The sequence below is a fragment of the Frateuria sp. genome (genome assembly GCF_035695185.1).
Lineage (GTDB): Bacteria > Pseudomonadota > Gammaproteobacteria > Xanthomonadales > Rhodanobacteraceae > Frateuria_A.
In genome coordinates this window covers 1-17,639 of record NZ_DASSES010000211.1, presented here as the reverse complement: position 1 = coordinate 17,639, position 17,639 = coordinate 1, and the positions used below count along the sequence as shown (strand labels likewise).

Sequence of the window (17,639 nt, the reverse complement as noted above, 5' to 3'; positions counted from 1 at the left end):
GTCGGGTCGTTGGCGGCGGGGGTATCGGTGCGGGTATTCATGCGGCGATCTGCTCCGGCACGCTGGCCGGTTCAAGGTTGGCGCGCGCGATCGCGGCCAACGGGGGTGGGCTGACGCTGTTGCCGACCATGCGCACGCTGGCACTGATGCTCAGCGGCTCGCCGGCGGCGGTGCGATCGATGATGTAGCCGGGCGGGAAGCCCTGGGCGCGGTAGAGCTCTTCGCGGCGCAGCATGCGCAGGCCGATATCCACGATGACGTAGGGCGTGCCGCGGATCGTGACGGTGACCAGCGCCAGACGATCGCGCGTGGTGACGGTGTCGACCGGGTCGCACAGGTCGAGGGCTTGGCCATTCCCGTAGTAGTTGATCAGGAAGGCGGCCACGCGCAGCGCGCCGGCTTCGTGCTCGGGGCTCAGGGCGGCAAGATCGGCCGTCACCAGTCGCTGCTGACTGCCTGTCGTGGAGATGGTCGACACGGGTTCCTTGGCGCCGCGCGCGCGGGCCGGGTTGCCGTTCTCGCCGCCGCCGTGGGCCTGCTCAAGGAAGGCGGTCACCAGCGCGCAGTCGGCCTTGGCTGTTACGGTGTAGGCATGCTGATTGGCGGGGCGCGGCTCAGTGTCGCCGGCCCGGCCACCGACGCCTGCCAGAATCGGCGCCACCACCGCATGCGTGCCGCCCTTGGGCCACGCCGTGACTACACCCAGCGGTTCGCTGGTTGCTGCGCTGCCGTTGGCTGAGGCATTGGCGCATTGCACGATGAACGGCTCAGCGGCGCCAAGCACGTAACGGTGCACGCCCTTGGCGATTCGCCTGCATGTGGCGTCGGCCAGCGGTTTCTTGCGGGTAAAGATGGATGGGCACGGCACCGACCAGTCGATGCAGTCGGCGGCGGTGACATATGGATGCGCGCGGCCCGGCCCGTGCGTCGGTTCCGGCCAGACGATGGGCTGGCCATCGCGACGGGCGATCAGGAACAGGCGCTCGCGGCTGGTGCCGGCGCCGTAGTCGCAAGCCTTGAGGGTACGCCACTCCACGACGTAGCCCAGCGCGCGCAGCGCAGCGACGAACCGGTCCCAGGTGTGGCCATGGCGGCGCTTGTCCGGCACCAGAAACTGCTCGCGCAGCGGAACGCGCTCGCCGGGGGCGGCAACGGTACCGTCGAGCTTCAGCACGCGGTCGGTGGCCTTGTCGCGCTTGGCGACCAGCGGGCACCAGCCGAGAATCTGGCGCACGTTCTCCAGGCTGATGATGCGCGGCGCGAGGCCTTGCTTGGCGAGGGTGCCGGCGACCTTGAGCACCACCCAGCTCAGCGAGCGGGTGGCGCGGTCGCGCGGCTGGCCGCCCTTGGCCTGGCTGAAGTGCGTGCAGTCGGGGCTGGCATGGAACCAGCCGACCAGGCGGCCGGCGACCTCGCGCAGGATGTCGACGGTCCAGACGTCCGCCTCCATGTGTCGCGTGAACGGGTGGTTGGCCGCGTGCATGCCGATCGCCTGGTGATCGTGGTTGACCGCGACATCAGGATCGCGGCCCAGCGCCTGGCGCAGCGCCTCGCTGGCACCGCCGCCGCCGGCGAAGAAATCCACCACGATTTCGCCTTTGCGCAGGGCGCTGGCCAGAGCGGTGCGGTGGAAGTTGAAGCCCTGCTGCGAGCCGTCAGCCATGGAAGAGTGTTCCTGCAGTGAGGTTGGCCGGTGGCGTGCCCAGCGAGCCCGTTTCGCGGCGCTGGCGACACATCGCGGCCAGCTGGCGAGCGGTGATCTGCACGGCACCCAATTCGACCGCGCGCACGCGCTTGGCTAGGCAGATGTCGTAGTGGCTGTTGCGCACCTTCGGCGGCGCCTGGTGGTAACGGCGGGGAAGACCCAGCTGCCGGGCCATCGCATGCAGTTCGTCGTCGGTGTCGGCCACCATGTGGCACATCACCATCCGCCCCAGCGGCGCGCGCATGTCGTCCACGTACACAGTCACCGCCACACCAGCCTGAACCGCTCGGTTCGCACGTAGGCCTTGGCCGCCTTGTCGTAGACCGCGTTGTCAGGCGCCAGCGCCAGGTACGCCCGGAGGTCAAGCGACGCCTGCGGCGTCGATATGCCAAAAAAGAACTCCAGCGCAGAGCGGTTGATGGACCCGTACTGGTACAGCAGGAAGTCGATCAGTCTCAGGCGTTGCTCCACCGCGTACGAACGTCGAATGCCTTCGGTCATGGTAGGTTCCTCGCTAGAAAGGCAGGTCCGAGAGGTCGGCTTCCTCGCCGACGCTCACGCGCTCGTGGGTGACCCACTCGGTAACGGGCTCGATGCCAAACCCATGGGGCCTGTTGTGCGCCTCTACGGCCTGCTCGTCCGTCTCGGCGCCCGGGCCTACCCAGCCGCACGTACAAAAAATGTGCGACAGCCCATCGTCTGGCCAGTCGGCAACGCAGACCTCGTGCGGTAAGTGATCTGGCTTGCTGGCAAGCGGACAGGGGGCAATTCGAACGCGGCGCTCCCGCAACGTTTGCTCGCTCCATTCGCAAACCAGTGTCGTTGAGCTTTGGTCGCGCGAAGGTTCGACCAACCGGCGAAACTCCACGACCCACACCCAAGGGTTCGCTTCCCAGCTGCTTGCGCCGTTGATCGATTCCCACAGGCTTCGATAGGCCGCAACCGGGGAGGCGAACCATGGAAGATCCGGCGCGCCGCGCCAGCCTCCCTGATCACGCAACAGGCCTTCCGCAATCGCATCTTCCTCGCTGATGTCCTGCAGCCGCTCGGCGCGGAGGGCAATGACCTCAAGCAACGTGCGGCTCGCCCAGCGCGGCATGAAGCGCGCGTGGCGATACCTCGCGGCGGGTGGCGAATAACCCGGGTCGGCCAGGTAAAAGATCCGCGTGCCCACTGGAATATCCCGCGGCGGCAGGTCGTTGAACGTCGAGTGCGCCTTCCACGCCTCGCGCACCCACAGCCGGTCGCCCGGCCGATAAGGTGCGTTGTCGTAGTTGCCGGCATTGGCCTCCCCAGCGAGCTCGCAGCGCGCCAGCTCGCAACCGGTGAGCCAATCCCGGCGCGGCTTCATGGCGCGACGGGTCTGCGTTTTCCGGTCGTCGTGGTTGGCGCGAACCATCGGCGCCGAGAAAGGGATGGGGCGCTCACGCATGGCTCAGCCCTCCCCGCAGCCGGGACCGATGGCGCCCTTGTCGTCGGCTGCGGTGAAGCGCTGCCAGGGCACCCAGCCGCGCGGGCAATGGAAGCCCCATTCGCGCAGGCGTGGGCCTGTGATGAAGAGGGTCCAGCACGGGCAGTCGGTGGTCAGCTCTAGTCGGTGCGCGAACCAGGGCAGGTGAAAGCGGATCGAGCCAGCGCCGAAGGTGCGACGGGCGATCAGTAGGACATCGCCCCTGTCGTGTTCATAGCTGGCGGTCAGCAGTGCGTCCCTGTGGACTGAACTCGTAACGTTTACGAACCCATCGCGGCTATCGACCTCGCAGGCGGGATGCGTCACCTCGGTGTACTCGCCACGCAGCACGATCGAGCACCACGGCCACGGGTGATCGTGCAGCGCGCGATCGTCGTCGTCGCGCAGGAACTGATGGAGGTAGATATTGAACAGCGGGTTGCGCGGGATGACCCACCAGCGCTTGAGGTAGGGGTTGTCCTGGCCGCCGACCAGGAAGTCGGGCGGGCGGCGGGTGACGCAACGGATGATCGCTTCGGCGATGCGGCTCATGCGCGGGTGGTCCTCACGGTGATGCGCCGGCCGCTCAGTCGGTGGTGGAAGCGGCGGCGAGGGTTGGTGAGCGCGGCCAGCCAGGGGCGGCGGCGCAGGATGCGTTGCTGCAGGCGCCAGCTGTCCGCGTGGGCGAAGTGGCCCTGGTAGCTGGCCCAGGTGGCGTCGAGTTGCTGAAAGGCTTCGGGCGTGGCGTGGAAGCCGCCGGCGACGGCGTGCTGCTGGTGCCAGCTGGTCAGCGCCTGGCTGGCGTGGCGCAGCACTCGTGCGCGGACGCGGGTGTGCGTGGGATAGATGACGTAGCCGAGGAAGTCGGCGCCGGCGGACAGCGGGCGCAGGCGGATGTCGGCCTTCAGGCGAAGCTTGAGCCGGTCGGCGAGGAAGCTTTCGATCTGCGCCTGCCAGCGCTCCAGCACGGCGCGGTCGCGGTGCACCAGTACGAAGTCGTCGACGTAGCGCAGGTAGCGCTTGGCCTTGAGCGTGTGCTTGGCGAACTGGTCGAGCGCGTCCAGGTAGACGTTGGCGAAGAACTGCGAGGACAGGTTGCCGATCGGCAGGCCGCAGCCCGGGGGCGCGTTCTCCAGCCGCTTGTGGCGGGGCACCAGCGTGCGCTGGGCGGCGGTGGCGCGGTGGATGACGCCCTGGCGCTGCACGGGATGGCGCAGCAGGGCGTGCACGGCCCGCATGGGTACCTCGGCCAGGCCCGCGCGCGCGAGGCGCTTCCTGAGCATGGCGTACAGCGTGGGGCGGTGGATCGAGTTGAAGAAGTTGTGCACGTCCAGCTGCAGGTACCAGCCGCCGCCCTGGCCGCTGTGCACCTGGCGCACGAACTGCTGCAGTCGGCGCACCGCGGCGTGGGTGCCCTTGCCCTTGCGGTTGGCGTAGCTGTCGTGGATGAAGGTGGGTTCGTAGATCGCCTCGAGTTGAGGCACCAGCCAGTGGTGCACTACGCGGTCGCCGAAGTCGGGCGCGTGGATTTCGCGCGCCTTGGGCCGGGTGGCGACGAAGCATGTGGTGGGCGCCGGCGACCAGGTGCCGGCGTTCAACCGTTCCTGCAGGTCCAGCATGCGATCGATAGAGCGCAGTTCGAACGCCAGCTGGTTGGCGCTTGGCTGCTTCTTGCGGCGGGCGCCACGCCACGCCTGGTACAGAGCCCGCAGGCTCACTTCACCCTGACACTCACCGGCCGGCGACACGCGGCGCACAGCCCGCACGAAGGCGCTGTTGTTCCGGTGGTTGTTGTTCACGTTGCCGTTGTTGAAGTTGACGATCCACGCGTAGTCCGAAGACCACGCATCCCCGCGCACTTGCGATCCGGCCGCGCATCCTTGCGTTGGGTAGCGGGGCGTCGTCATCCGTTGGCCTCATCCGCCGAGGCGGCGCGGGTACTCAGTGTCTTGGCACGCTCCCCCGGCGCGCGCGCCCGGGGACTCTGGCCTTGAGGGTGATGCTGCTTGTGCCAGCCGCCGATCTGGCGACCCAGCGCGGCGGTGTCACGCGCCAGCTTTTCGAACTGGCCGAAGCTGGCGAATACGCGGAGCTGCTTGCCCAACTGCAGGGCGAGCTTGAGTTCATCGACCTCCCACACCAGCCGATCCAACCAAGCAGCCTGCCGCGCGCGGTCACGCGCGGCACGGTTGACGGTGGTCAGCACGGTCCACATGCACGCGCGCAGCTTTTCGCCGAACGTGTAGCGGTACCGACGCGGGAACTTGGCCGCGGCCTGCTCGATGTCCCGGGCAAGGCCTTCGGCCAGGCGGACGGCGGGTGGGAGGGTGAAGGTCATGATGCGCTCAGTGAGCCAAGGGGCCGATTACTGACCGGCCGGCGACACGCGGCGCACAGCCCGCACGAAGGCGCTGCCGCTCCGGCGGAGGCCGTGCACGAGGCCGTTGTAGAAGCTGACGATCCACGCGCAGTCCGAAGACCACGCACAGGGCGTGCGTGACCATACCCAGCCGCTGTTGCTCTTGAAGTAGCCGGTGTCGATGCAGGGCTCGTGGCGGGTCAGGTCGCGGATGGATTCCAGCTCTTCGAGGTCCGGCAGGCGCCAGTCGTCGAAGCCGCCCAGGCGCAGTGCGGCGAAATGCTTCTCGGCTGCGGCGAAGGTCATGCGTTCGGCGCTCTCTTCCGCGGCCCATTGCAGGCCGGTCTTGTGGTCGGTGATGACGGTGTCATCCTTGGAGCTGCTGAAACGCGGCGCGCGAGCGGCATTGGTCGGGTCGCCCGTGGTGACCGAAATGCCGGGGATGGCGTCGAGCAGCGTGCCGGATTCGGCCAGGTGGATGCTCAGGTGCTGGATGCGGATGCTGGTGAGCGCTTTCATGCGGTGGCTACCTTGAGGTGGTGGACGGACGCCGGCTGGCTGCTCGGCGTGTCGAGCACGCGGGCCAGGTTTGGGCGGGATGGGTGGCGCTGGAGCAGCCGGCGAGAGTCGAGGTACTTGATGGCCTCGGCCAGCTGCTCGCGTTCGTACTCGCCGCGGATCGGCGTGGCGAGGTTGTTCCAGCCGTGCAGCACCGGATCCGGCGTGACGCCCTGGGGCGCGTCGGCCACGGTGGTGGTGGTCCACTCGACGATGGCGCGGGCGGTGCGGTAGGCGATGCGGTGCGCGAGCTGGTCTTGCGGCTGGTTCATGCGGATTCCCCTGTGAGTCGGTCGGCTTTGCGTAGCAGGCGCTGCCGCGCCTGTTCGAAGTGCTTGATGGAGCGCTCCAGCGCCTTGAAGGCGTCGTGGAGGTCGGCCCTGCCCGCGAGGGCGCCGCGGATGTGGTCGGCGTGGCTGAGCGCCTGGCGTACGTGAGCGATGGCGGTGGTGGCGTTGCCGGCGGCAGTGGCCGCCAGGGCGGCGTCGCGGTGCAGTTGGACGCGGTCGGCACTCATGCGGCATCGGCCTCGGCGTGATGCACGCTGCGGGCGGCGTGGCTGCTGCGCGCGTCCCGCAGGTCGGTTTCGATGTCTGCCGCGGTCAGCGGGAACGGCGCGCCACGTGCCTTGAGATAGGTGTTGACCTGGTGCTCGGGCGCATGGCGCCGCATGGCGATGGCGCGTGGGTGGTTCAGCGGCGCGAGGTAGACACAACCGTCGTCATCCACCCACAGCGCATGGGCCTGGCCCTGCCCGATGAAGCGCATGCGGTGGGTCACGGTGACCGCCAAGACCTGCAGATTGGCGGCGATGTGGCCGATGGGTCGCAGCGTAGCCACGATCAGCCCCTGACGCTCTTCGGCAGGCTTTCGAAGGCGTACGCCCTGCGGCCGTCGTGAAACTCGGGCGGTACCTGGTTCGTCAGGTACAAGGTGCCGATGAGCTGGGGTCGTTCCCGGCCATCCCAGCCATCGACGATGCGCGACAGGCCAAAGTGCTTGGCGATGCGCTGGGCCGCGCGCGTCTTGCCGCAACCCGGCGGGCCGAAAACGATAACGCTCTTGTTCATGGTGCTTCCCCTATGAGGCGCGTGCACCGACGCCGCCGCAGCGGCGCCGATGCGGGGCGTGGTTACTCGGTGGCTTCGAGGGCGGACTCGCCCCACCATTCCTGGGCAGCACGGCCGTCGGCGGCCTGATACCGCACCAGGTAACCGTTCTCGGCGGTGGTGTACTCGGCGCGGCCGATCACCTGGCCGGCTTCCTTGCTCGCAGCGATGCGCACGCCGGTATTGAGTTCGAACTTGAACATGGGTGGTTCTCCGTTGGGCGCCGTGAGGCGCGGGTGGTCCTCGGTGGTGCTTACGGGGTGAACGTGCCGAGGGTGAGCGGGCAGGCGGTGCCGAGCTTGGCGGCGAGGCGGTCGCGGAAATCCTTGGCGATGTCCTCGGTGCTCTGCTCGGCCTGCTGGATGCGCAGGACCAGGCCGACCTTGTCGCCGCCGGTGGTCACGCCCAGGCGCAGCCGGAAGGTGCGCTCGGCCAGGCCTTCGTACGGGACCGCGCGGAATTCGAAGCCGCTGGGCAGCGTGAGCGTGCTGCGTGCGTCGACGCTTTCCATGGCGCTGCGGGTGGCGCCCATGTCGCGTTCGACCAGGTTGACCTTGCGGGCCGTCTCGACGGTGATGTCGCGGATGGCGGCGAGGGTATTGGCCAGGCGGTTGGCGTCGGGCTGGCCGTCGAACAGCGGCACGATGTTGTCGCGCCAGTCCTCGACGAAATCGTGCAGGGCGCGCTGGTCGAGCGAGCGGATGGTGGCGGCCTGCAGAGCGGCGTAGGCGGCGGTGGGCTTGAGCTTGAGCGTGGCGTGGTGGTCGGCGTGGCCGGCGTGTTCCAGGTTGCCCAGGTTGAAAAACACCTTGGCGCTCATGTCGTCGGTGTCGATGAAGCCCTGCACCGAGCCCGCCGGGCGCGGGGTGTTCTCGGTTTCGGCGGTGACGTAGGCGGCGAAGTCCGGCAGCTGACGGGTGGCGAAGGCGCCGCGGAAGCGGCTGCGTCCGGGCTGCAGGTGTTCGATGGACACGACTTTCTGTGCGCCGCTCTGGTCGCGCAGGATCAGGGCCGGGGTATCGGCGTCGATGTGGTTGGCCTTCTGCGCCTCGATGGCGAGCTGGCCGATGGATTCAATGGCGGAACGGTCCATGTGGTTCTCCGGTGGTGGAAGGGTTGGCAGTGGCCGGGTTGGCTACCGGCATCCGTCAGGAAGGCGATGGGTGGTTCCAGTAGTCCGCGCTGCGAACAAGGGCTTGAGGGCTTACGGCCGTACTGCGCACTGCCTCCGCAATCCCCGCTGGGTCGATCCCATCGGCACGCGGGTTCATCCCCGCCGCACTGCCGTGAAGGGGTCAGTCCGCCGCGGCCTCGGTCGCGCGCTTGGCGAACATGTCGGTCTGCGACTCGGGGAACAGGCTGAGCACGCCACCGGCGCCGACGTGCAGCGGCGTGCTGGTGGTGGCCTCTTCCATAGCCTTGCCCTTGGCGGTCGGGCGGGCGTACTTGATCTGGTGCTTGCACTGCACCTGGCTGGAGTCGCCGATGCGCTCGAGGTCGAGCATGATGGTGACCTTGCCTTTCTTGCCGGTGGTGACCACGCCGAGGGCGGTGTCACGCAGCGCGGCGGAAAGGCGCTCGGCGAAAATGCCGGCGTCCAGGTCGTTGAACAGCGTGCTGATGTCGGTGGGCTTGGGGCTCACTGGGTTGGCTCCGTGATGGGCGAATGCCCGGGAAGGCGTGGGACTCGTCAGCGCCCTGCGAGGCCGGACGGGGGAAACGTCCGGCTTTCATGCCTACGGGGGCGACATGCGCAGGGCGCTGATGGGTGCTGCCTATGCCGAGGCAGCGGCGGTAGGGATTGCCAAGGGGCCGATTACTGACCGGCCGGCGACACGCGGCGCACAGCCCGCACGAAGGCGCCGCTGGCCCGGTGGTTGCTGTTCACGTAGCCGTCGTCGAAGCCGACGACCCACGCGCAGCCCGAAGACCACGCACAGGTGGTGCTGCTCCAGTACCAGTCGCTCTCCGCGCCCGGGAAGGCGTCGGTGTCGATCGCCGGCGACGTGCGGCTGTGGTCGACCAGGCCGAACAGCTCAGGGATGGTGGGCAGGCGCCAGTCGTCGAAGCCGAGGAAGCGCTCGGCATTGAGTGCGGCGATGCGGGCCTCGGCATCGGCATAAGTGAGTTCGCCCAGCTCGCCTGCGGTCCACATGAGGGACGTGCGCTGGTCGATCACGGCGGCGTGGGTCGTGGCGTTGGCGTCGGCGGGTTGGCCGTTGGCGGCGATCTTGTCGAACATGAGGTTTCCCCTGTTTAGGTATGCCGGCGATCAGCTGGCGTGGTTGGTTTCGAGGTGTTCCACCTGCATGTGGTGCCGCAGGTCGGTGGCGGCATCGCGCAGGCGCGCGATGACGCAAGGGGCTGGCAGGTCTGGATCGCTGAACCGCGCGTCCCCGTGCCAGGTGTCGGTGGCGCCGGGAGTGCTCATGCCGACGTTTCCAGCTCAGGCGAGCAGCCGAAGCGGCGGCGGATGGCCGACCCATCCCGGCGCGCCTGCAACAGCGCCTGCAGGTGGTCGATGCTGGCCTGCACGTCGCGCTCGGACGATTCCGAGTCACCCGTGTTGCCCCGCAGCGAGGCTTCGGCGGCGTTGCGGGCAAAGCGGGCATGGGTTTGCGCGCAGGTCGTTGTCGCCTCGTGCTCGCGGTGCATGGCGCTCACCAGGTCGCACGTGGCGCGGTTGACGTGGGCAACTTCCCCGGCCAGTTCCAGCTCGCCGTGGGTGGCCAGTGCGTTGATCGCGCGGTTGGCGACCGAGCAGGCATAGGGCAGGAGGCGGTCAGTCATGGCTGATGTCCCATGTAGGCGAGGGCAACCGCCACGCCGGCTGCAGTGCCGCTGACGAAATAGAGGGCGGCGCCGATCAGCGCGAGCCACCAGCGCCGGCCGAACTCGGCCACCAAAGCCGCGCGCAGGCGCTGCCAGAGCGTGGTGCGCGCGCGAGTGCGGTGGATGACAACCGGAAGGGGCTGGGCGCGCCATTCCTGCTCGGCGGCGCGCATGGCGTGCCGCTCGCTGGTGCGGATGGCTTCGGCGCGCGCGGCGTTATAGGCGATGAAGCCCTTGCGCTGGCGCGCCGTGCGGATGTCCATGACCGCGCTCATGCCGACTGTTCCGCTTCGGGCATCGGGATGCACGCCCAGGCGCTGACCTTTTCCGCCTCGCGACTGTTGAGGTCTATGGCAATGGCGGCAGGATCGCGGGGGGAGGCCATCCACAGGACGAACTGGCCGTTGGTGTCCAGGGTGAGGCGAAGGCTGTCACCGGTGGCATAGGCCAGCGTGCGGGGACGGCGAGTGCTGCCCCGGGCTGCCTTGGCGAAGATGAACAGGAAAAAACCGCCACGGCCCCGGTGTGCGATGCGCAGGGTGCGGCCGCAGTCGCGCAACTCCAGTTCACCGGGGAGGCTCAACGTCTTCGCTTCCATCACGCCACCTTCCTGCCGCGCCGAGCGGCCTGGGCGTGCTTGTCGTTCCACTCGGCTTCGGCGGCGGCGAGCAGGGTGTGCTGCCCGGTGCAGGCGCCGAAGCGGCACTCCAGGCTATGGCGGGGCGCGACGGGTCCGAACTGCACCGGCTCGCTGCTGGGGCGGCCATGGTGGCGCACGTGGTGAGGCTCGCTGCCACAGCGGCGGCAGCGGGTGAAACGTCCTTTGAGATGTGACACGACACGTTGAAGCATGGTGTCCTCCAGCGCCGCGTCGATGCGGCGTGAAGGCATCTAGCCACACATTGCTAGAGCATGTCAAGCACTAAAGGGCTAGATTTATTTGATATCAAGTTGCTTGATGGGGCGACAGGGGAACAAGGGATGGAAGGCGAATGCGAATCGGCGCGCACCTGCGTGCGTTGTGGCTATACGCGATTGCCCTCGGACGAAGCGCCTGATTGGGCCTGTCCGGCCTGTGGGGTGGCTTACGTGAAGGCTGCTGGGCCAGCGATGTCACCGCCAAGCCGAAGCGTGCCGCGGGAGGCGCGCGGGGCCGGGCGCCGGCCCTTTATGCTCGTGGTCGTGGCCTGTGCCATCGTCGGGCTGGGTTGGTCGGTGGCGAAGGTTAAGCAGGTCCACGATGAAAATCGCCAACGCGCCGCAGCAGCACGGGCGGCTGCCGAAAAGCGCCAAGCTCAGGAGCAAGCGCGGCGCGCGTATCAGCACGACCACCAGGAGCTGGAAAGCATGGCGGCGCGATGGGATACGCAAGAGAAGATCGCCGCCGCCACGTCGCGCATTGCGCTGTCTGGCCCGGTGCGGGAGCTGGCGGGGCTGGCCGAAGAGACAAAGGCTCTTCCGATGGCCATGCCATGCATGGAGAAGGCCAGGGACCTGCTGGCTATGACAATGAGCACTCGGGTCGACGCGTTCCTTGCGTTCATGCGCCAAGACAGTACGGGCGACGCGGAGAGCATGGCGGACGCTCTGGCTGAAGGCTATGCGAAAGCAATGCAACGCTGCGAACCGCCCCCGGCAGGTGCCTAATTAGGGCTTTGCGCCGCCTGATGCATCATGTCCATGTAGTCGGCCATGTCCTGGGGATTGAGCGCGTCGTAGAGGCGCTGGGCATAGCCGCCGAGCATGGTGAGCGAGGGCTGGATCAGCTCCAGGGTCTCTGGCTCGGCCGCGTACACCACCGATGGCACGCAGGTGCCTTTGAACAACTCGTCAGCGCGGTTGAGGGTGATTGCCTTGAGGGCGGCCTGGCCGCGCTTGATCGACTTGATCTGCTCGGGCTTGACGCGGAAGTCGATGGTCTCGGTCAGGCGCATGGAGCCGTTGCGCAGGGCGAAGTCGGCATAGAGACCGGCTTCGCGCTCGATGGGGAACTTGTGCACCACCATGTGCCGATCGATGTCGCTGGGCTTGCGCCCGAGCAGCCTGCTGCGCTGGAAGATGGTCCGCAGCTGCGTTTCCAGGCGGGTGGCCGGCACGTCTTCGCGCGGCTGGGCCGGCGGCACCACCAGGTCGCGCATGATCGCGCGCACCTGGTCGTCGTAACCCCTTGGGTCGGCGATGAACTGGCCCAGCGGCGAGGCGTGCACCAGCGGGAAGGTGGCCAGCATGGCCTGCCGTTCGGCGACGCTGTCGATACCATCACACAGCCGCTCCCAGCCGGATGCCAGATCCTCGGTGAAACCCATGTCGAGCATGGGCGCGAGGATGCGCAGCTTGCTGTAGTTGGTCAGCAGGCGGACGTCCAGACGTCCATCCAGAAACACCACGACACCGATGTTGACCCATTCGCCCCGGCGGGGATCAGGCACGACGCGAATGAGGGAATAGTTGTAGGTACCGGCCATTGGTCAGGTGACTCCGCAACAGGCGCAGGCGTCGTTGCCTGCCGTGCCGCCACCAGCGGCAAACGTCCGCGCGGAGCTTATCATTGATCCACCCGGCCGGGACTGTGCGCAGGCACTCATCCAGCCAGTCCGCCGGCGCCTCAGCCAGGCGGTTCATGACCCTGGCGGCGTCTTCGGCCGGGTAGGGCACGACCCGGGACAGGGTGCGCTGGACGGCCGTTGTGTTGCACGGGCCCATGGGCGGCAGGGTGCGCGGCCACCCTTGCGTGAGCAGTGCGTGGCTGAAGTCCATGCCCAGCATCACGGCCCCCACCATGCTATGGCGGATCAGGAAGTTGCCGACATGGCGATCCACGTTCGCCGCGAACAGGTCGAACGCGTACCACTGCATGAGCTTGTCCGCGAAGGGGCGCAGCTGCTGGGCGTTGAGCAACAGGGCCGCCGCGTCGCGCTGGGTCATGGCGCCGTACTCTTCACGCGAGGCGAAACACAGCTCGTGCTCTTCGCCGGGCAGTTCGGCGATCTCGCAGGTGGGCACGGCCAGCCCGATGGCCGCTGCCATGCGGGTGCACACGTACTCGCTCACCGGCACCAGCGCGCCGTCCTGCACGCGCTTGAGGATGTAGACCAGGCCGTCGTCACCGACGCCGATCATCCGGCAGGCGGCCGTGCCAAAGGGGGCAGGTTCAGTCCGGACGATGCGTAGTCGCCACAAACGCGCTTGCGTCAACGGTCCGCTCCCATGAACCGCTGGGCGATGCGTTGCAGTAGTAGGAGGTCATCGTCAGTGAGGCGGCCGTCGTCAGCAGCCTTGGAGATGGCTTCCAGCGCCGCGCGTGATCGCGGGGTTGCCATGTTGGCAAGTTGCCCGATCAGCGCATTGGCGTCCTCGTTCTCGGGCTGAATGAGCTTCCAAGGCGCGATCCGGAAATAGTTGGCGATACGGTCGACTACGTCGAGTGTGGGGTTGCCACGCCCATACTTGATGCGCCCTAGGGTGCCGTCCGCCACGCCCATGCGTCGCGATAGATCAAGGCGAGCCATGTCGGTAGTCGCTAACAGACTGTTGACGTGGTCGGAAAGAGCCTTGTTTGAATCTGCTAGCCGCATTCGGCTAGCTTCCCAAAAGACTCTAGCCATAGGTGGCTTGACACGGCTTAGCAATTGGTGGCTAGATGGCCGCATGGACACAGCCACCCGCATTCGCAGTTCCCTCCAGGCCCGCCGCGGCGACTGGCCCACCATCTGCGAGCAGACGGGTCTTTCCTATTGGTGGCTCACCAAATTCGCCCAGGGGCGCATCCGCGAGCCGGGCCTCTCCAAGATCGAGCGCCTGCAGGCTTATCTGGGCCCTACGCCGGATGAGCCTACCGTTCCCACCCAGGAGGCGCGCTGATGTGCCCCCTGGCGCTCGATGGAACCGACGCGCCCTGTTCAGTGCGTTCGCGGCGTCTCGCTGACCTTGCCCGTGAGGAGGTCCCGCAGGCCGTCCACGTCGCGGCGCGGAATGCGGAAGGCCATCCAGCCCAGTCCGAGGTTGCGCAGCCAGATGCGCAGGCCGCCGTCGGCGAGGGCCCGGAACATGGCTGAGGGCTGGTCCTGCTGTATGACCTGCACGTCGGCCGCCATGGCTTCCTCTAGCGTGCGGGGCACGCTCGGGATCATGTGCGCGCGCAGTTCGGCCAGTTCGTGGATGAGTTGTTCCAGGCCGCGAGCGTCCAGTTCGCGTTCGATCTTGAGGGCAACGCGATCGTGCGTCGCGTTGAGCTCGGCCACGGGTTCCATGCGGCTCTCCGGTTTGCTGGTGGGTGGGCACCTCCCAGCTTACCGGTTGGGCCGCGCCTATGCGCTGGCATGCCGTCGGGGCGGTCCAGCAGGGCAGGTGGGTCGGTGTAGGCGCGGTGGTCATCCGACCACTGTAGGCAGGGCCCTGGGGGCCGTCTCCATTCGGGTGAAGACTTCGTGAATGTCATCGATGCCGCGCGCCTGACGGCGCAGAACTACCCCGGTGGCGCCGAAGCGTTGGCGCTGCGCATGGGCATGACCGGCGCGCTGCTGCGCGCCAAGCTCAACAGCAGCGACCGCAACCGGCTCTATGCCGAGGACGTCGAGCTGATGATCGATACCAGCGAGGATCACCGGATCATTCGCGAGCTGGCGGCCACGCACGGCTACACGCTGCAGCCCATCGATCGGGCGCCCGCGGCGGATGACGCCTCGGTGCTGGACCTGGTGCTGGATGTGGGCAAGAGCGGCGGCGAGCTGAGCCGGGTGATCTGCGAGGCGCTGGCCGACGGCGTGATCACGAAGAACGAAATGGCCGCGATCAGCCGGGCCAGCCATGAGGATCAATCGGCCGTGCTGCGCCTGGTGGCGCGGCTGTGTGAGATGGCGCGCCGCGAACCGGCGCCGTAACAGCGGCAAGCGCCGCTGCGGCGGCGGTGGAACAGGGGCAATGCGATGGACTCGATCGATCTGGCGCAAGCCAGGCAGCAGGACGATGTAGACCACGCCTTGGCGGCGCGACCCAAGCCGTCGACCGGCGCGGATTTCTGCACGGTGGAAGATTGCGGCGAGCCCATTGCGGCCGCTCGCAAGGCGATGGGGGCGACGCGCTGTGTGGCGTGCCAGGGCAGGGCGGAACGGGAGGCGCAGCGGTGGGCACCGCGCGCGCACGGTTAAAGCCATGTCCGCTCAACGCACGCGAGCGCGCGGTGATGCGCGCCGCGCAGGAACAGGTGGAACGGATCCTGCGCGAGGGAGTGACGCCGGAAAGGCTGAGCCAAGCGCAGGCCGAACTGTCCGCGCCTCTTTTGCCTCGGCAGGCCCGCCTTCCTCTCCCCCCGTCACGGTAACGCGGCAAATGTCGCCGTCGTGTGTAGGCCATGCCGTACCCGGTCTGCACTCGCAGCCGTGGGTTTCGCCTGTTCCGCGTGGCGTAGGGAGTCAGGTGCGCGTGTTCCGACCGGGCACCGAAGCTGAGCATGTCGCTGGGGTGATTGCCGAGCGCGCCTGGAAAGGGCGCGGGGTGCACGTGTATCGCTGGCCCTGTGGCACGGTCGCTGTAGTGGGCGTGGGGTGCGCTGGCGACATCATCCTGCAGCGCAAGTGCCTGGGCTACCTGTTCGGTACGTGGGCGCGCGGCGCGAGCTGCATCGACGTATGCGAGCAGCTGGTGTGGGCGGGGGCGCAGGGATGATCAACACCGCGCAACTGCTCGCCCGTGTCGACCTCGCCGATCTGGTCAGGCGCCATGGCGTGGAGCTTCGCAAGCAAGGCACCGAGCTGGTCGCCTGCTGCCCGTTCCACAACGAAAACACGCCTTCCTTCCATGTCGCCGAGAAAAAGGGCTTCGTGCATTGCTTCGGTTGCGGAGTGCACTACGACGCGATCGGCTTCCTGATGGCGATGGACGGATACACGTTTGTCGAGGCGTGCCGGAAGCTCGGCGGCCAGGACCTGGGGGAAGTGACGCGCAAGGCCGTGCGCGAGGTGCGTCAGCGCGTCAATGACAAGCCTATCGAACTGTGGGTGCCGATCTATCCCGTGCCCGATGAGGCGCCTGCCTGGGCGCCGGGTGTGTCCGGACGCGTGTGGAATCCGAAGCGCGAGCCTCGCGAGCCGGGCGGCACGCCTGGCGGGTGGTGGACGATCGACCCCGTGCGCGCCGATGCCTACCGGGCCGGCGACGGCTCGCTGATGGGCTACGTGCTGCGCACCGAAATCGACGGCAAGAAGATCACGCCGACGATCACATGGTGCATCGGGCCCCGTGGTGAGGCGCGCTGGTGCCTGCAGCCGTTCCCGGAACCGCGGCCGCTCTATGGCCTCGACCAGCTGGCCGCGAGGCCGGAGGCCCCTGTGCTGATGCCGCAAGGTGAGAAGTGCGCCGCCCGCGCTGCTGAGGCTTTGCCGATGTACGTGGCGATGACCTGGTGCGGCGGGGACAAGGGTGTGCGGCTGACCGATTTCTCGCCGCTTGAAGGGCGGGACCTTGTCTTATGGCCGGATGCTGACCCGGGCGGCATCGGCGGCATGCTCGGCTACGTGGACGGTAGCGGCCTGCTGCATGAGGGTGCCGCGCAGCTGGCCCATCGCGCCGGTGTGCGCAGCATCCGTGTGGTGGACGTCGAAGGCATGCCCAAGGGGTGGGACCTGGCCGACGCGCTGGATGATGGCTGGACACCGCGGCAGCTGGCTGCATGGGCAAAGAGCCGGGTGAAGGCGGTGGAAGTGCAGGCGACCGAGAGGCCGGCGGCATGAGCGAATCGAGCAACAAGGTCGTCGTGTTGGCAGGGACGAAGGAAGGCCGCGGCGGTGGTGGACGCGGGGGGCGGGGCGGTGGCGGCGCCGGCGGCTCCCGGGATCCCGGCGATTGGACGGCAGGCATCACCCGCAACTCGACGGGCAAACCCGAATCGACCACCCACAACGCGCTGCTGGTAATGGACCACGACGCCTCGCTCAACGGCCTGTTCGCCCTGGATGAGTTCGGCAACGCGGTGCGCCTGACGCGCAAGCCCTGCTGGCAGGGGGGCGAGCAGGACGAATTCACCGACCAGGATGGTGTGGAGCTCTCTGGCTGGCTCGGGAGCCCCGATCGCTACCGGCTCAACCTGAAGCCGGAAATGGTCATGGGTTGCGTCGAGGCGATGGCGCGCCGCCGGAAGTTCCACCCGGTGCGCGAGTACCTGACGGGGCTCAAGTGGGACGGCACCGAGCGCGTGCGCACGCTGTTCGCGCGGCTGTTCGGATCCGAGGCGAGCGCCTACAACGAACAGGCGGCGTGCTGCTGGCTGGTGAGCGCGGTGGCTCGCATCCTGTGGGTGGATGCCAAGGTGCGCCACAACGGCGCGCAGGTCGACTTCATGCTGGTGCTGGAGGGCGATCAGGGCATCCGCAAGACGTCCGCCGTGCGCGAGCTGTTCGGCGCCGAGTGGTACGCCGAATCGATGGAGTCGCCCAGCAACAAGGATTTCTATCAGACCTTGCGCGGGCGCTGGTGCGTCGAAATCGGCGAGATGGACAGCTTCAGCAAGGCCGACGTGACGAAGGTCAAGCAGGCGATCACCGCGCGGTTCGATACATACAGGCCCAGCTATGGTCGCGTCAGCCGGTCGTTCCGCCGCGAGTGCGTGTTCGTGGGCACGACCAACGAGAA

Annotated in this window: 32 protein-coding genes; 7 read left to right on the top strand and 25 right to left on the bottom strand. The window is 67.8% G+C overall.

Features of this window, described 5'->3' with window-relative positions:
* Positions 1-37: 37 nt before the first annotated feature.
* From VFH59_RS17510 to VFH59_RS17410, 21 genes are all read right to left on the bottom strand, one after another.
* Positions 38-1,663 (bottom strand): DNA cytosine methyltransferase, encoded by a 1,626-nt coding sequence (locus VFH59_RS17510; protein WP_325166210.1) that lies wholly within the window; start codon positions 1,661-1,663, stop codon positions 38-40.
* A complete protein-coding gene (locus VFH59_RS17505; RefSeq protein WP_325166209.1) occupies positions 1,656-1,970 on the bottom strand; it encodes a DUF4031 domain-containing protein in 315 nt (104 codons plus the stop codon). The genes VFH59_RS17510 and VFH59_RS17505 overlap by 8 nt, the downstream gene beginning before the upstream one ends.
* Entirely contained in the window at positions 1,967-2,206 is a 240-nt protein-coding gene (locus VFH59_RS17500; protein WP_325166208.1) for a hypothetical protein, read from the bottom strand. Before VFH59_RS17500 ends, VFH59_RS17505 begins: the two co-directional genes overlap by 4 nt.
* A 13-nt stretch (positions 2,207-2,219) precedes the next feature.
* The gene (locus VFH59_RS17495) at positions 2,220-3,137 is read right to left on the bottom strand and encodes a hypothetical protein (protein ID WP_325166207.1); all 918 of its coding nucleotides are present in this window, start codon (positions 3,135-3,137) and stop codon (positions 2,220-2,222) included.
* Between the two features lie 3 nt (positions 3,138-3,140).
* Complete coding sequence (locus VFH59_RS17490; RefSeq protein ID WP_325166206.1) at positions 3,141-3,707, bottom strand: hypothetical protein; 567 nt, start codon at positions 3,705-3,707, stop codon at positions 3,141-3,143.
* The gene (locus tag VFH59_RS17485) at positions 3,704-5,014 is read right to left on the bottom strand and encodes an RNA-directed DNA polymerase (RefSeq protein ID WP_325166205.1); all 1,311 of its coding nucleotides are present in this window, start codon (positions 5,012-5,014) and stop codon (positions 3,704-3,706) included. The genes VFH59_RS17490 and VFH59_RS17485 overlap by 4 nt, the downstream gene beginning before the upstream one ends.
* 44 nt (positions 5,015-5,058) lie before the next feature.
* Entirely contained in the window at positions 5,059-5,493 is a 435-nt protein-coding gene (locus VFH59_RS17480) for a four helix bundle protein (protein WP_325166204.1), read from the bottom strand.
* Positions 5,494-5,520: 27 nt separating this feature from the next.
* On the bottom strand, positions 5,521-6,033 hold the full coding sequence (locus VFH59_RS17475; protein WP_325166203.1) for a DUF1566 domain-containing protein: 513 nt from the start codon (positions 6,031-6,033) through the stop codon (positions 5,521-5,523).
* Positions 6,030-6,344, bottom strand: coding sequence for a hypothetical protein (locus tag VFH59_RS17470; RefSeq protein WP_325166202.1), 315 nt, complete (start codon positions 6,342-6,344; stop codon positions 6,030-6,032). The genes VFH59_RS17475 and VFH59_RS17470 overlap by 4 nt, the downstream gene beginning before the upstream one ends.
* A complete protein-coding gene (locus VFH59_RS17465; protein ID WP_325166201.1) occupies positions 6,341-6,589 on the bottom strand; it encodes a hypothetical protein in 249 nt (82 codons plus the stop codon). The genes VFH59_RS17470 and VFH59_RS17465 overlap by 4 nt, the downstream gene beginning before the upstream one ends.
* A complete protein-coding gene (locus VFH59_RS17460; protein ID WP_325166200.1) occupies positions 6,586-6,912 on the bottom strand; it encodes a hypothetical protein in 327 nt (108 codons plus the stop codon). The genes VFH59_RS17465 and VFH59_RS17460 overlap by 4 nt, the downstream gene beginning before the upstream one ends.
* Positions 6,913-6,914: 2 nt before the next feature.
* Positions 6,915-7,142: an AAA family ATPase gene (locus VFH59_RS17455; protein WP_325166199.1), complete on the bottom strand. Its 228-nt coding sequence runs from the start codon at positions 7,140-7,142 to the stop codon at positions 6,915-6,917.
* Positions 7,143-7,204: 62 nt separating this feature from the next.
* Positions 7,205-7,384 carry a hypothetical protein gene (locus tag VFH59_RS17450; RefSeq protein ID WP_325166198.1) on the bottom strand — a complete coding sequence of 60 codons (180 nt, stop codon included), beginning with the start codon at positions 7,382-7,384 and terminating at the stop codon, positions 7,205-7,207.
* Between the two features lie 50 nt (positions 7,385-7,434).
* A complete protein-coding gene (locus VFH59_RS17445; protein ID WP_325166196.1) occupies positions 7,435-8,274 on the bottom strand; it encodes a DUF2303 family protein in 840 nt (279 codons plus the stop codon).
* Between the two features lie 202 nt (positions 8,275-8,476).
* Positions 8,477-8,824: a hypothetical protein gene (locus VFH59_RS17440; protein WP_325166195.1), complete on the bottom strand. Its 348-nt coding sequence runs from the start codon at positions 8,822-8,824 to the stop codon at positions 8,477-8,479.
* Between the two features lie 173 nt (positions 8,825-8,997).
* Positions 8,998-9,423 (bottom strand): DUF1566 domain-containing protein, encoded by a 426-nt coding sequence (locus VFH59_RS17435; RefSeq protein ID WP_325166194.1) that lies wholly within the window; start codon positions 9,421-9,423, stop codon positions 8,998-9,000.
* Positions 9,424-9,453: 30 nt separating this feature from the next.
* Complete coding sequence (locus VFH59_RS17430) at positions 9,454-9,612, bottom strand: hypothetical protein (RefSeq protein WP_325166193.1); 159 nt, start codon at positions 9,610-9,612, stop codon at positions 9,454-9,456.
* The gene (locus VFH59_RS17425; RefSeq protein WP_325166191.1) at positions 9,609-9,971 is read right to left on the bottom strand and encodes a hypothetical protein; all 363 of its coding nucleotides are present in this window, start codon (positions 9,969-9,971) and stop codon (positions 9,609-9,611) included. Before VFH59_RS17425 ends, VFH59_RS17430 begins: the two co-directional genes overlap by 4 nt.
* Complete coding sequence (locus VFH59_RS17420) at positions 9,968-10,288, bottom strand: hypothetical protein (protein ID WP_325166190.1); 321 nt, start codon at positions 10,286-10,288, stop codon at positions 9,968-9,970. The genes VFH59_RS17425 and VFH59_RS17420 overlap by 4 nt, the downstream gene beginning before the upstream one ends.
* On the bottom strand, positions 10,285-10,611 hold the full coding sequence (locus VFH59_RS17415) for a hypothetical protein (RefSeq protein ID WP_325166189.1): 327 nt from the start codon (positions 10,609-10,611) through the stop codon (positions 10,285-10,287). The genes VFH59_RS17420 and VFH59_RS17415 overlap by 4 nt, the downstream gene beginning before the upstream one ends.
* Positions 10,611-10,904 (bottom strand): hypothetical protein, encoded by a 294-nt coding sequence (locus tag VFH59_RS17410; protein ID WP_325166188.1) that lies wholly within the window; start codon positions 10,902-10,904, stop codon positions 10,611-10,613. Before VFH59_RS17410 ends, VFH59_RS17415 begins: the two co-directional genes overlap by 1 nt.
* A gap of 279 nt (positions 10,905-11,183) precedes the next feature.
* On the opposite strand from VFH59_RS17410, the gene VFH59_RS17405 reads away from it, so the two are divergent.
* Entirely contained in the window at positions 11,184-11,660 is a 477-nt protein-coding gene (locus tag VFH59_RS17405) for a hypothetical protein (RefSeq protein WP_325166187.1), read from the top strand.
* On the opposite strand, the gene VFH59_RS17400 is transcribed toward VFH59_RS17405, so the two are convergent.
* Genes VFH59_RS17400 through VFH59_RS17390 form a run of 3 tightly spaced genes read right to left on the bottom strand, consistent with a single transcriptional unit; the run spans position 11,657 to position 13,588 of the window.
* Positions 11,657-12,442 carry a DUF3037 domain-containing protein gene (locus tag VFH59_RS17400; protein WP_325166186.1) on the bottom strand — a complete coding sequence of 262 codons (786 nt, stop codon included), beginning with the start codon at positions 12,440-12,442 and terminating at the stop codon, positions 11,657-11,659. The two genes, VFH59_RS17405 and VFH59_RS17400, sit on opposite strands and share 4 nt — an antisense overlap.
* On the bottom strand, positions 12,435-13,208 hold the full coding sequence (locus VFH59_RS17395) for a HipA family kinase (RefSeq protein WP_325166185.1): 774 nt from the start codon (positions 13,206-13,208) through the stop codon (positions 12,435-12,437). The genes VFH59_RS17400 and VFH59_RS17395 overlap by 8 nt, the downstream gene beginning before the upstream one ends.
* Complete coding sequence (locus tag VFH59_RS17390) at positions 13,205-13,588, bottom strand: helix-turn-helix domain-containing protein (protein WP_414655912.1); 384 nt, start codon at positions 13,586-13,588, stop codon at positions 13,205-13,207. The genes VFH59_RS17395 and VFH59_RS17390 overlap by 4 nt, the downstream gene beginning before the upstream one ends.
* Positions 13,589-13,661: 73 nt before the next feature.
* Here VFH59_RS17390 and VFH59_RS17385 point away from each other — a divergent pair, with 73 nt between their 5' ends.
* A complete protein-coding gene (locus tag VFH59_RS17385) occupies positions 13,662-13,874 on the top strand; it encodes a hypothetical protein (RefSeq protein ID WP_325166183.1) in 213 nt (70 codons plus the stop codon).
* A gap of 38 nt (positions 13,875-13,912) precedes the next feature.
* Here VFH59_RS17385 and VFH59_RS17380 read toward each other — a convergent pair whose 3' ends face one another.
* Positions 13,913-14,263 (bottom strand): hypothetical protein, encoded by a 351-nt coding sequence (locus tag VFH59_RS17380; protein WP_325166182.1) that lies wholly within the window; start codon positions 14,261-14,263, stop codon positions 13,913-13,915.
* Between the two features lie 177 nt (positions 14,264-14,440).
* On the opposite strand from VFH59_RS17380, the gene VFH59_RS17375 reads away from it, so the two are divergent.
* The 5 genes from VFH59_RS17375 to VFH59_RS17355 all read left to right on the top strand — a co-directional run.
* The gene (locus VFH59_RS17375) at positions 14,441-14,893 is read left to right on the top strand and encodes a phage regulatory CII family protein (RefSeq protein ID WP_325166181.1); all 453 of its coding nucleotides are present in this window, start codon (positions 14,441-14,443) and stop codon (positions 14,891-14,893) included.
* 45 nt (positions 14,894-14,938) lie between these two features.
* Positions 14,939-15,160, top strand: coding sequence for a TraR/DksA C4-type zinc finger protein (locus VFH59_RS17370; protein ID WP_325166180.1), 222 nt, complete (start codon positions 14,939-14,941; stop codon positions 15,158-15,160).
* Between the two features lie 274 nt (positions 15,161-15,434).
* Positions 15,435-15,677 carry a hypothetical protein gene (locus VFH59_RS17365; RefSeq protein ID WP_325166179.1) on the top strand — a complete coding sequence of 81 codons (243 nt, stop codon included), beginning with the start codon at positions 15,435-15,437 and terminating at the stop codon, positions 15,675-15,677.
* Positions 15,674-16,741: a CHC2 zinc finger domain-containing protein gene (locus VFH59_RS17360; RefSeq protein WP_325166178.1), complete on the top strand. Its 1,068-nt coding sequence runs from the start codon at positions 15,674-15,676 to the stop codon at positions 16,739-16,741. The genes VFH59_RS17365 and VFH59_RS17360 overlap by 4 nt, the downstream gene beginning before the upstream one ends.
* On the top strand, positions 16,738-17,639 hold a 902-nt coding region (locus VFH59_RS17355), incomplete at its 3' end, for a VapE domain-containing protein (RefSeq protein ID WP_325166177.1). The genes VFH59_RS17360 and VFH59_RS17355, both read left to right, overlap by 4 nt.

Bases quoted from the DNA above. Each gene is read 5' to 3' on its own strand.
- VFH59_RS17465 (WP_325166201.1), bottom strand. From the start codon at position 6,589: ATGAGTGCCGACCGCGTCCAACTGCACCGCGACGCCGCCCTGGCGGCC.
- VFH59_RS17425 (WP_325166191.1), bottom strand. From the start codon at position 9,971: ATGACTGACCGCCTCCTGCCCTATGCCTGCTCGGTCGCCAACCGCGCG.
- VFH59_RS17435 (WP_325166194.1), bottom strand. From the start codon at position 9,423: ATGTTCGACAAGATCGCCGCCAACGGCCAACCCGCCGACGCCAACGCC.
- VFH59_RS17420 (WP_325166190.1), bottom strand. From the start codon at position 10,288: ATGAGCGCGGTCATGGACATCCGCACGGCGCGCCAGCGCAAGGGCTTC.
- VFH59_RS17410 (WP_325166188.1), bottom strand. From the start codon at position 10,904: ATGCCTTCACGCCGCATCGACGCGGCGCTGGAGGACACCATGCTTCAA.
- VFH59_RS17475 (WP_325166203.1), bottom strand. From the start codon at position 6,033: ATGAAAGCGCTCACCAGCATCCGCATCCAGCACCTGAGCATCCACCTG.
- VFH59_RS17495 (WP_325166207.1), bottom strand. From the start codon at position 3,137: ATGCGTGAGCGCCCCATCCCTTTCTCGGCGCCGATGGTTCGCGCCAAC.
- VFH59_RS17370 (WP_325166180.1), top strand. From the start codon at position 14,939: ATGGACTCGATCGATCTGGCGCAAGCCAGGCAGCAGGACGATGTAGAC.
- VFH59_RS17490 (WP_325166206.1), bottom strand. From the start codon at position 3,707: ATGAGCCGCATCGCCGAAGCGATCATCCGTTGCGTCACCCGCCGCCCG.
- VFH59_RS17430 (WP_325166193.1), bottom strand. From the start codon at position 9,612: ATGAGCACTCCCGGCGCCACCGACACCTGGCACGGGGACGCGCGGTTC.
- VFH59_RS17445 (WP_325166196.1), bottom strand. From the start codon at position 8,274: ATGGACCGTTCCGCCATTGAATCCATCGGCCAGCTCGCCATCGAGGCG.
- VFH59_RS17415 (WP_325166189.1), bottom strand. From the start codon at position 10,611: ATGGAAGCGAAGACGTTGAGCCTCCCCGGTGAACTGGAGTTGCGCGAC.
- VFH59_RS17390 (WP_414655912.1), bottom strand. From the start codon at position 13,588: ATGCGGCTAGCAGATTCAAACAAGGCTCTTTCCGACCACGTCAACAGT.
- VFH59_RS17510 (WP_325166210.1), bottom strand. From the start codon at position 1,663: ATGGCTGACGGCTCGCAGCAGGGCTTCAACTTCCACCGCACCGCTCTG.
- VFH59_RS17405 (WP_325166187.1), top strand. From the start codon at position 11,184: ATGCTCGTGGTCGTGGCCTGTGCCATCGTCGGGCTGGGTTGGTCGGTG.
- VFH59_RS17480 (WP_325166204.1), bottom strand. From the start codon at position 5,493: ATGACCTTCACCCTCCCACCCGCCGTCCGCCTGGCCGAAGGCCTTGCC.
- VFH59_RS17470 (WP_325166202.1), bottom strand. From the start codon at position 6,344: ATGAACCAGCCGCAAGACCAGCTCGCGCACCGCATCGCCTACCGCACC.
- VFH59_RS17360 (WP_325166178.1), top strand. From the start codon at position 15,674: ATGATCAACACCGCGCAACTGCTCGCCCGTGTCGACCTCGCCGATCTG.
- VFH59_RS17450 (WP_325166198.1), bottom strand. From the start codon at position 7,384: ATGTTCAAGTTCGAACTCAATACCGGCGTGCGCATCGCTGCGAGCAAG.
- VFH59_RS17380 (WP_325166182.1), bottom strand. From the start codon at position 14,263: ATGGAACCCGTGGCCGAGCTCAACGCGACGCACGATCGCGTTGCCCTC.
- VFH59_RS17500 (WP_325166208.1), bottom strand. From the start codon at position 2,206: ATGACCGAAGGCATTCGACGTTCGTACGCGGTGGAGCAACGCCTGAGA.
- VFH59_RS17385 (WP_325166183.1), top strand. From the start codon at position 13,662: ATGGACACAGCCACCCGCATTCGCAGTTCCCTCCAGGCCCGCCGCGGC.
- VFH59_RS17455 (WP_325166199.1), bottom strand. From the start codon at position 7,142: ATGAACAAGAGCGTTATCGTTTTCGGCCCGCCGGGTTGCGGCAAGACG.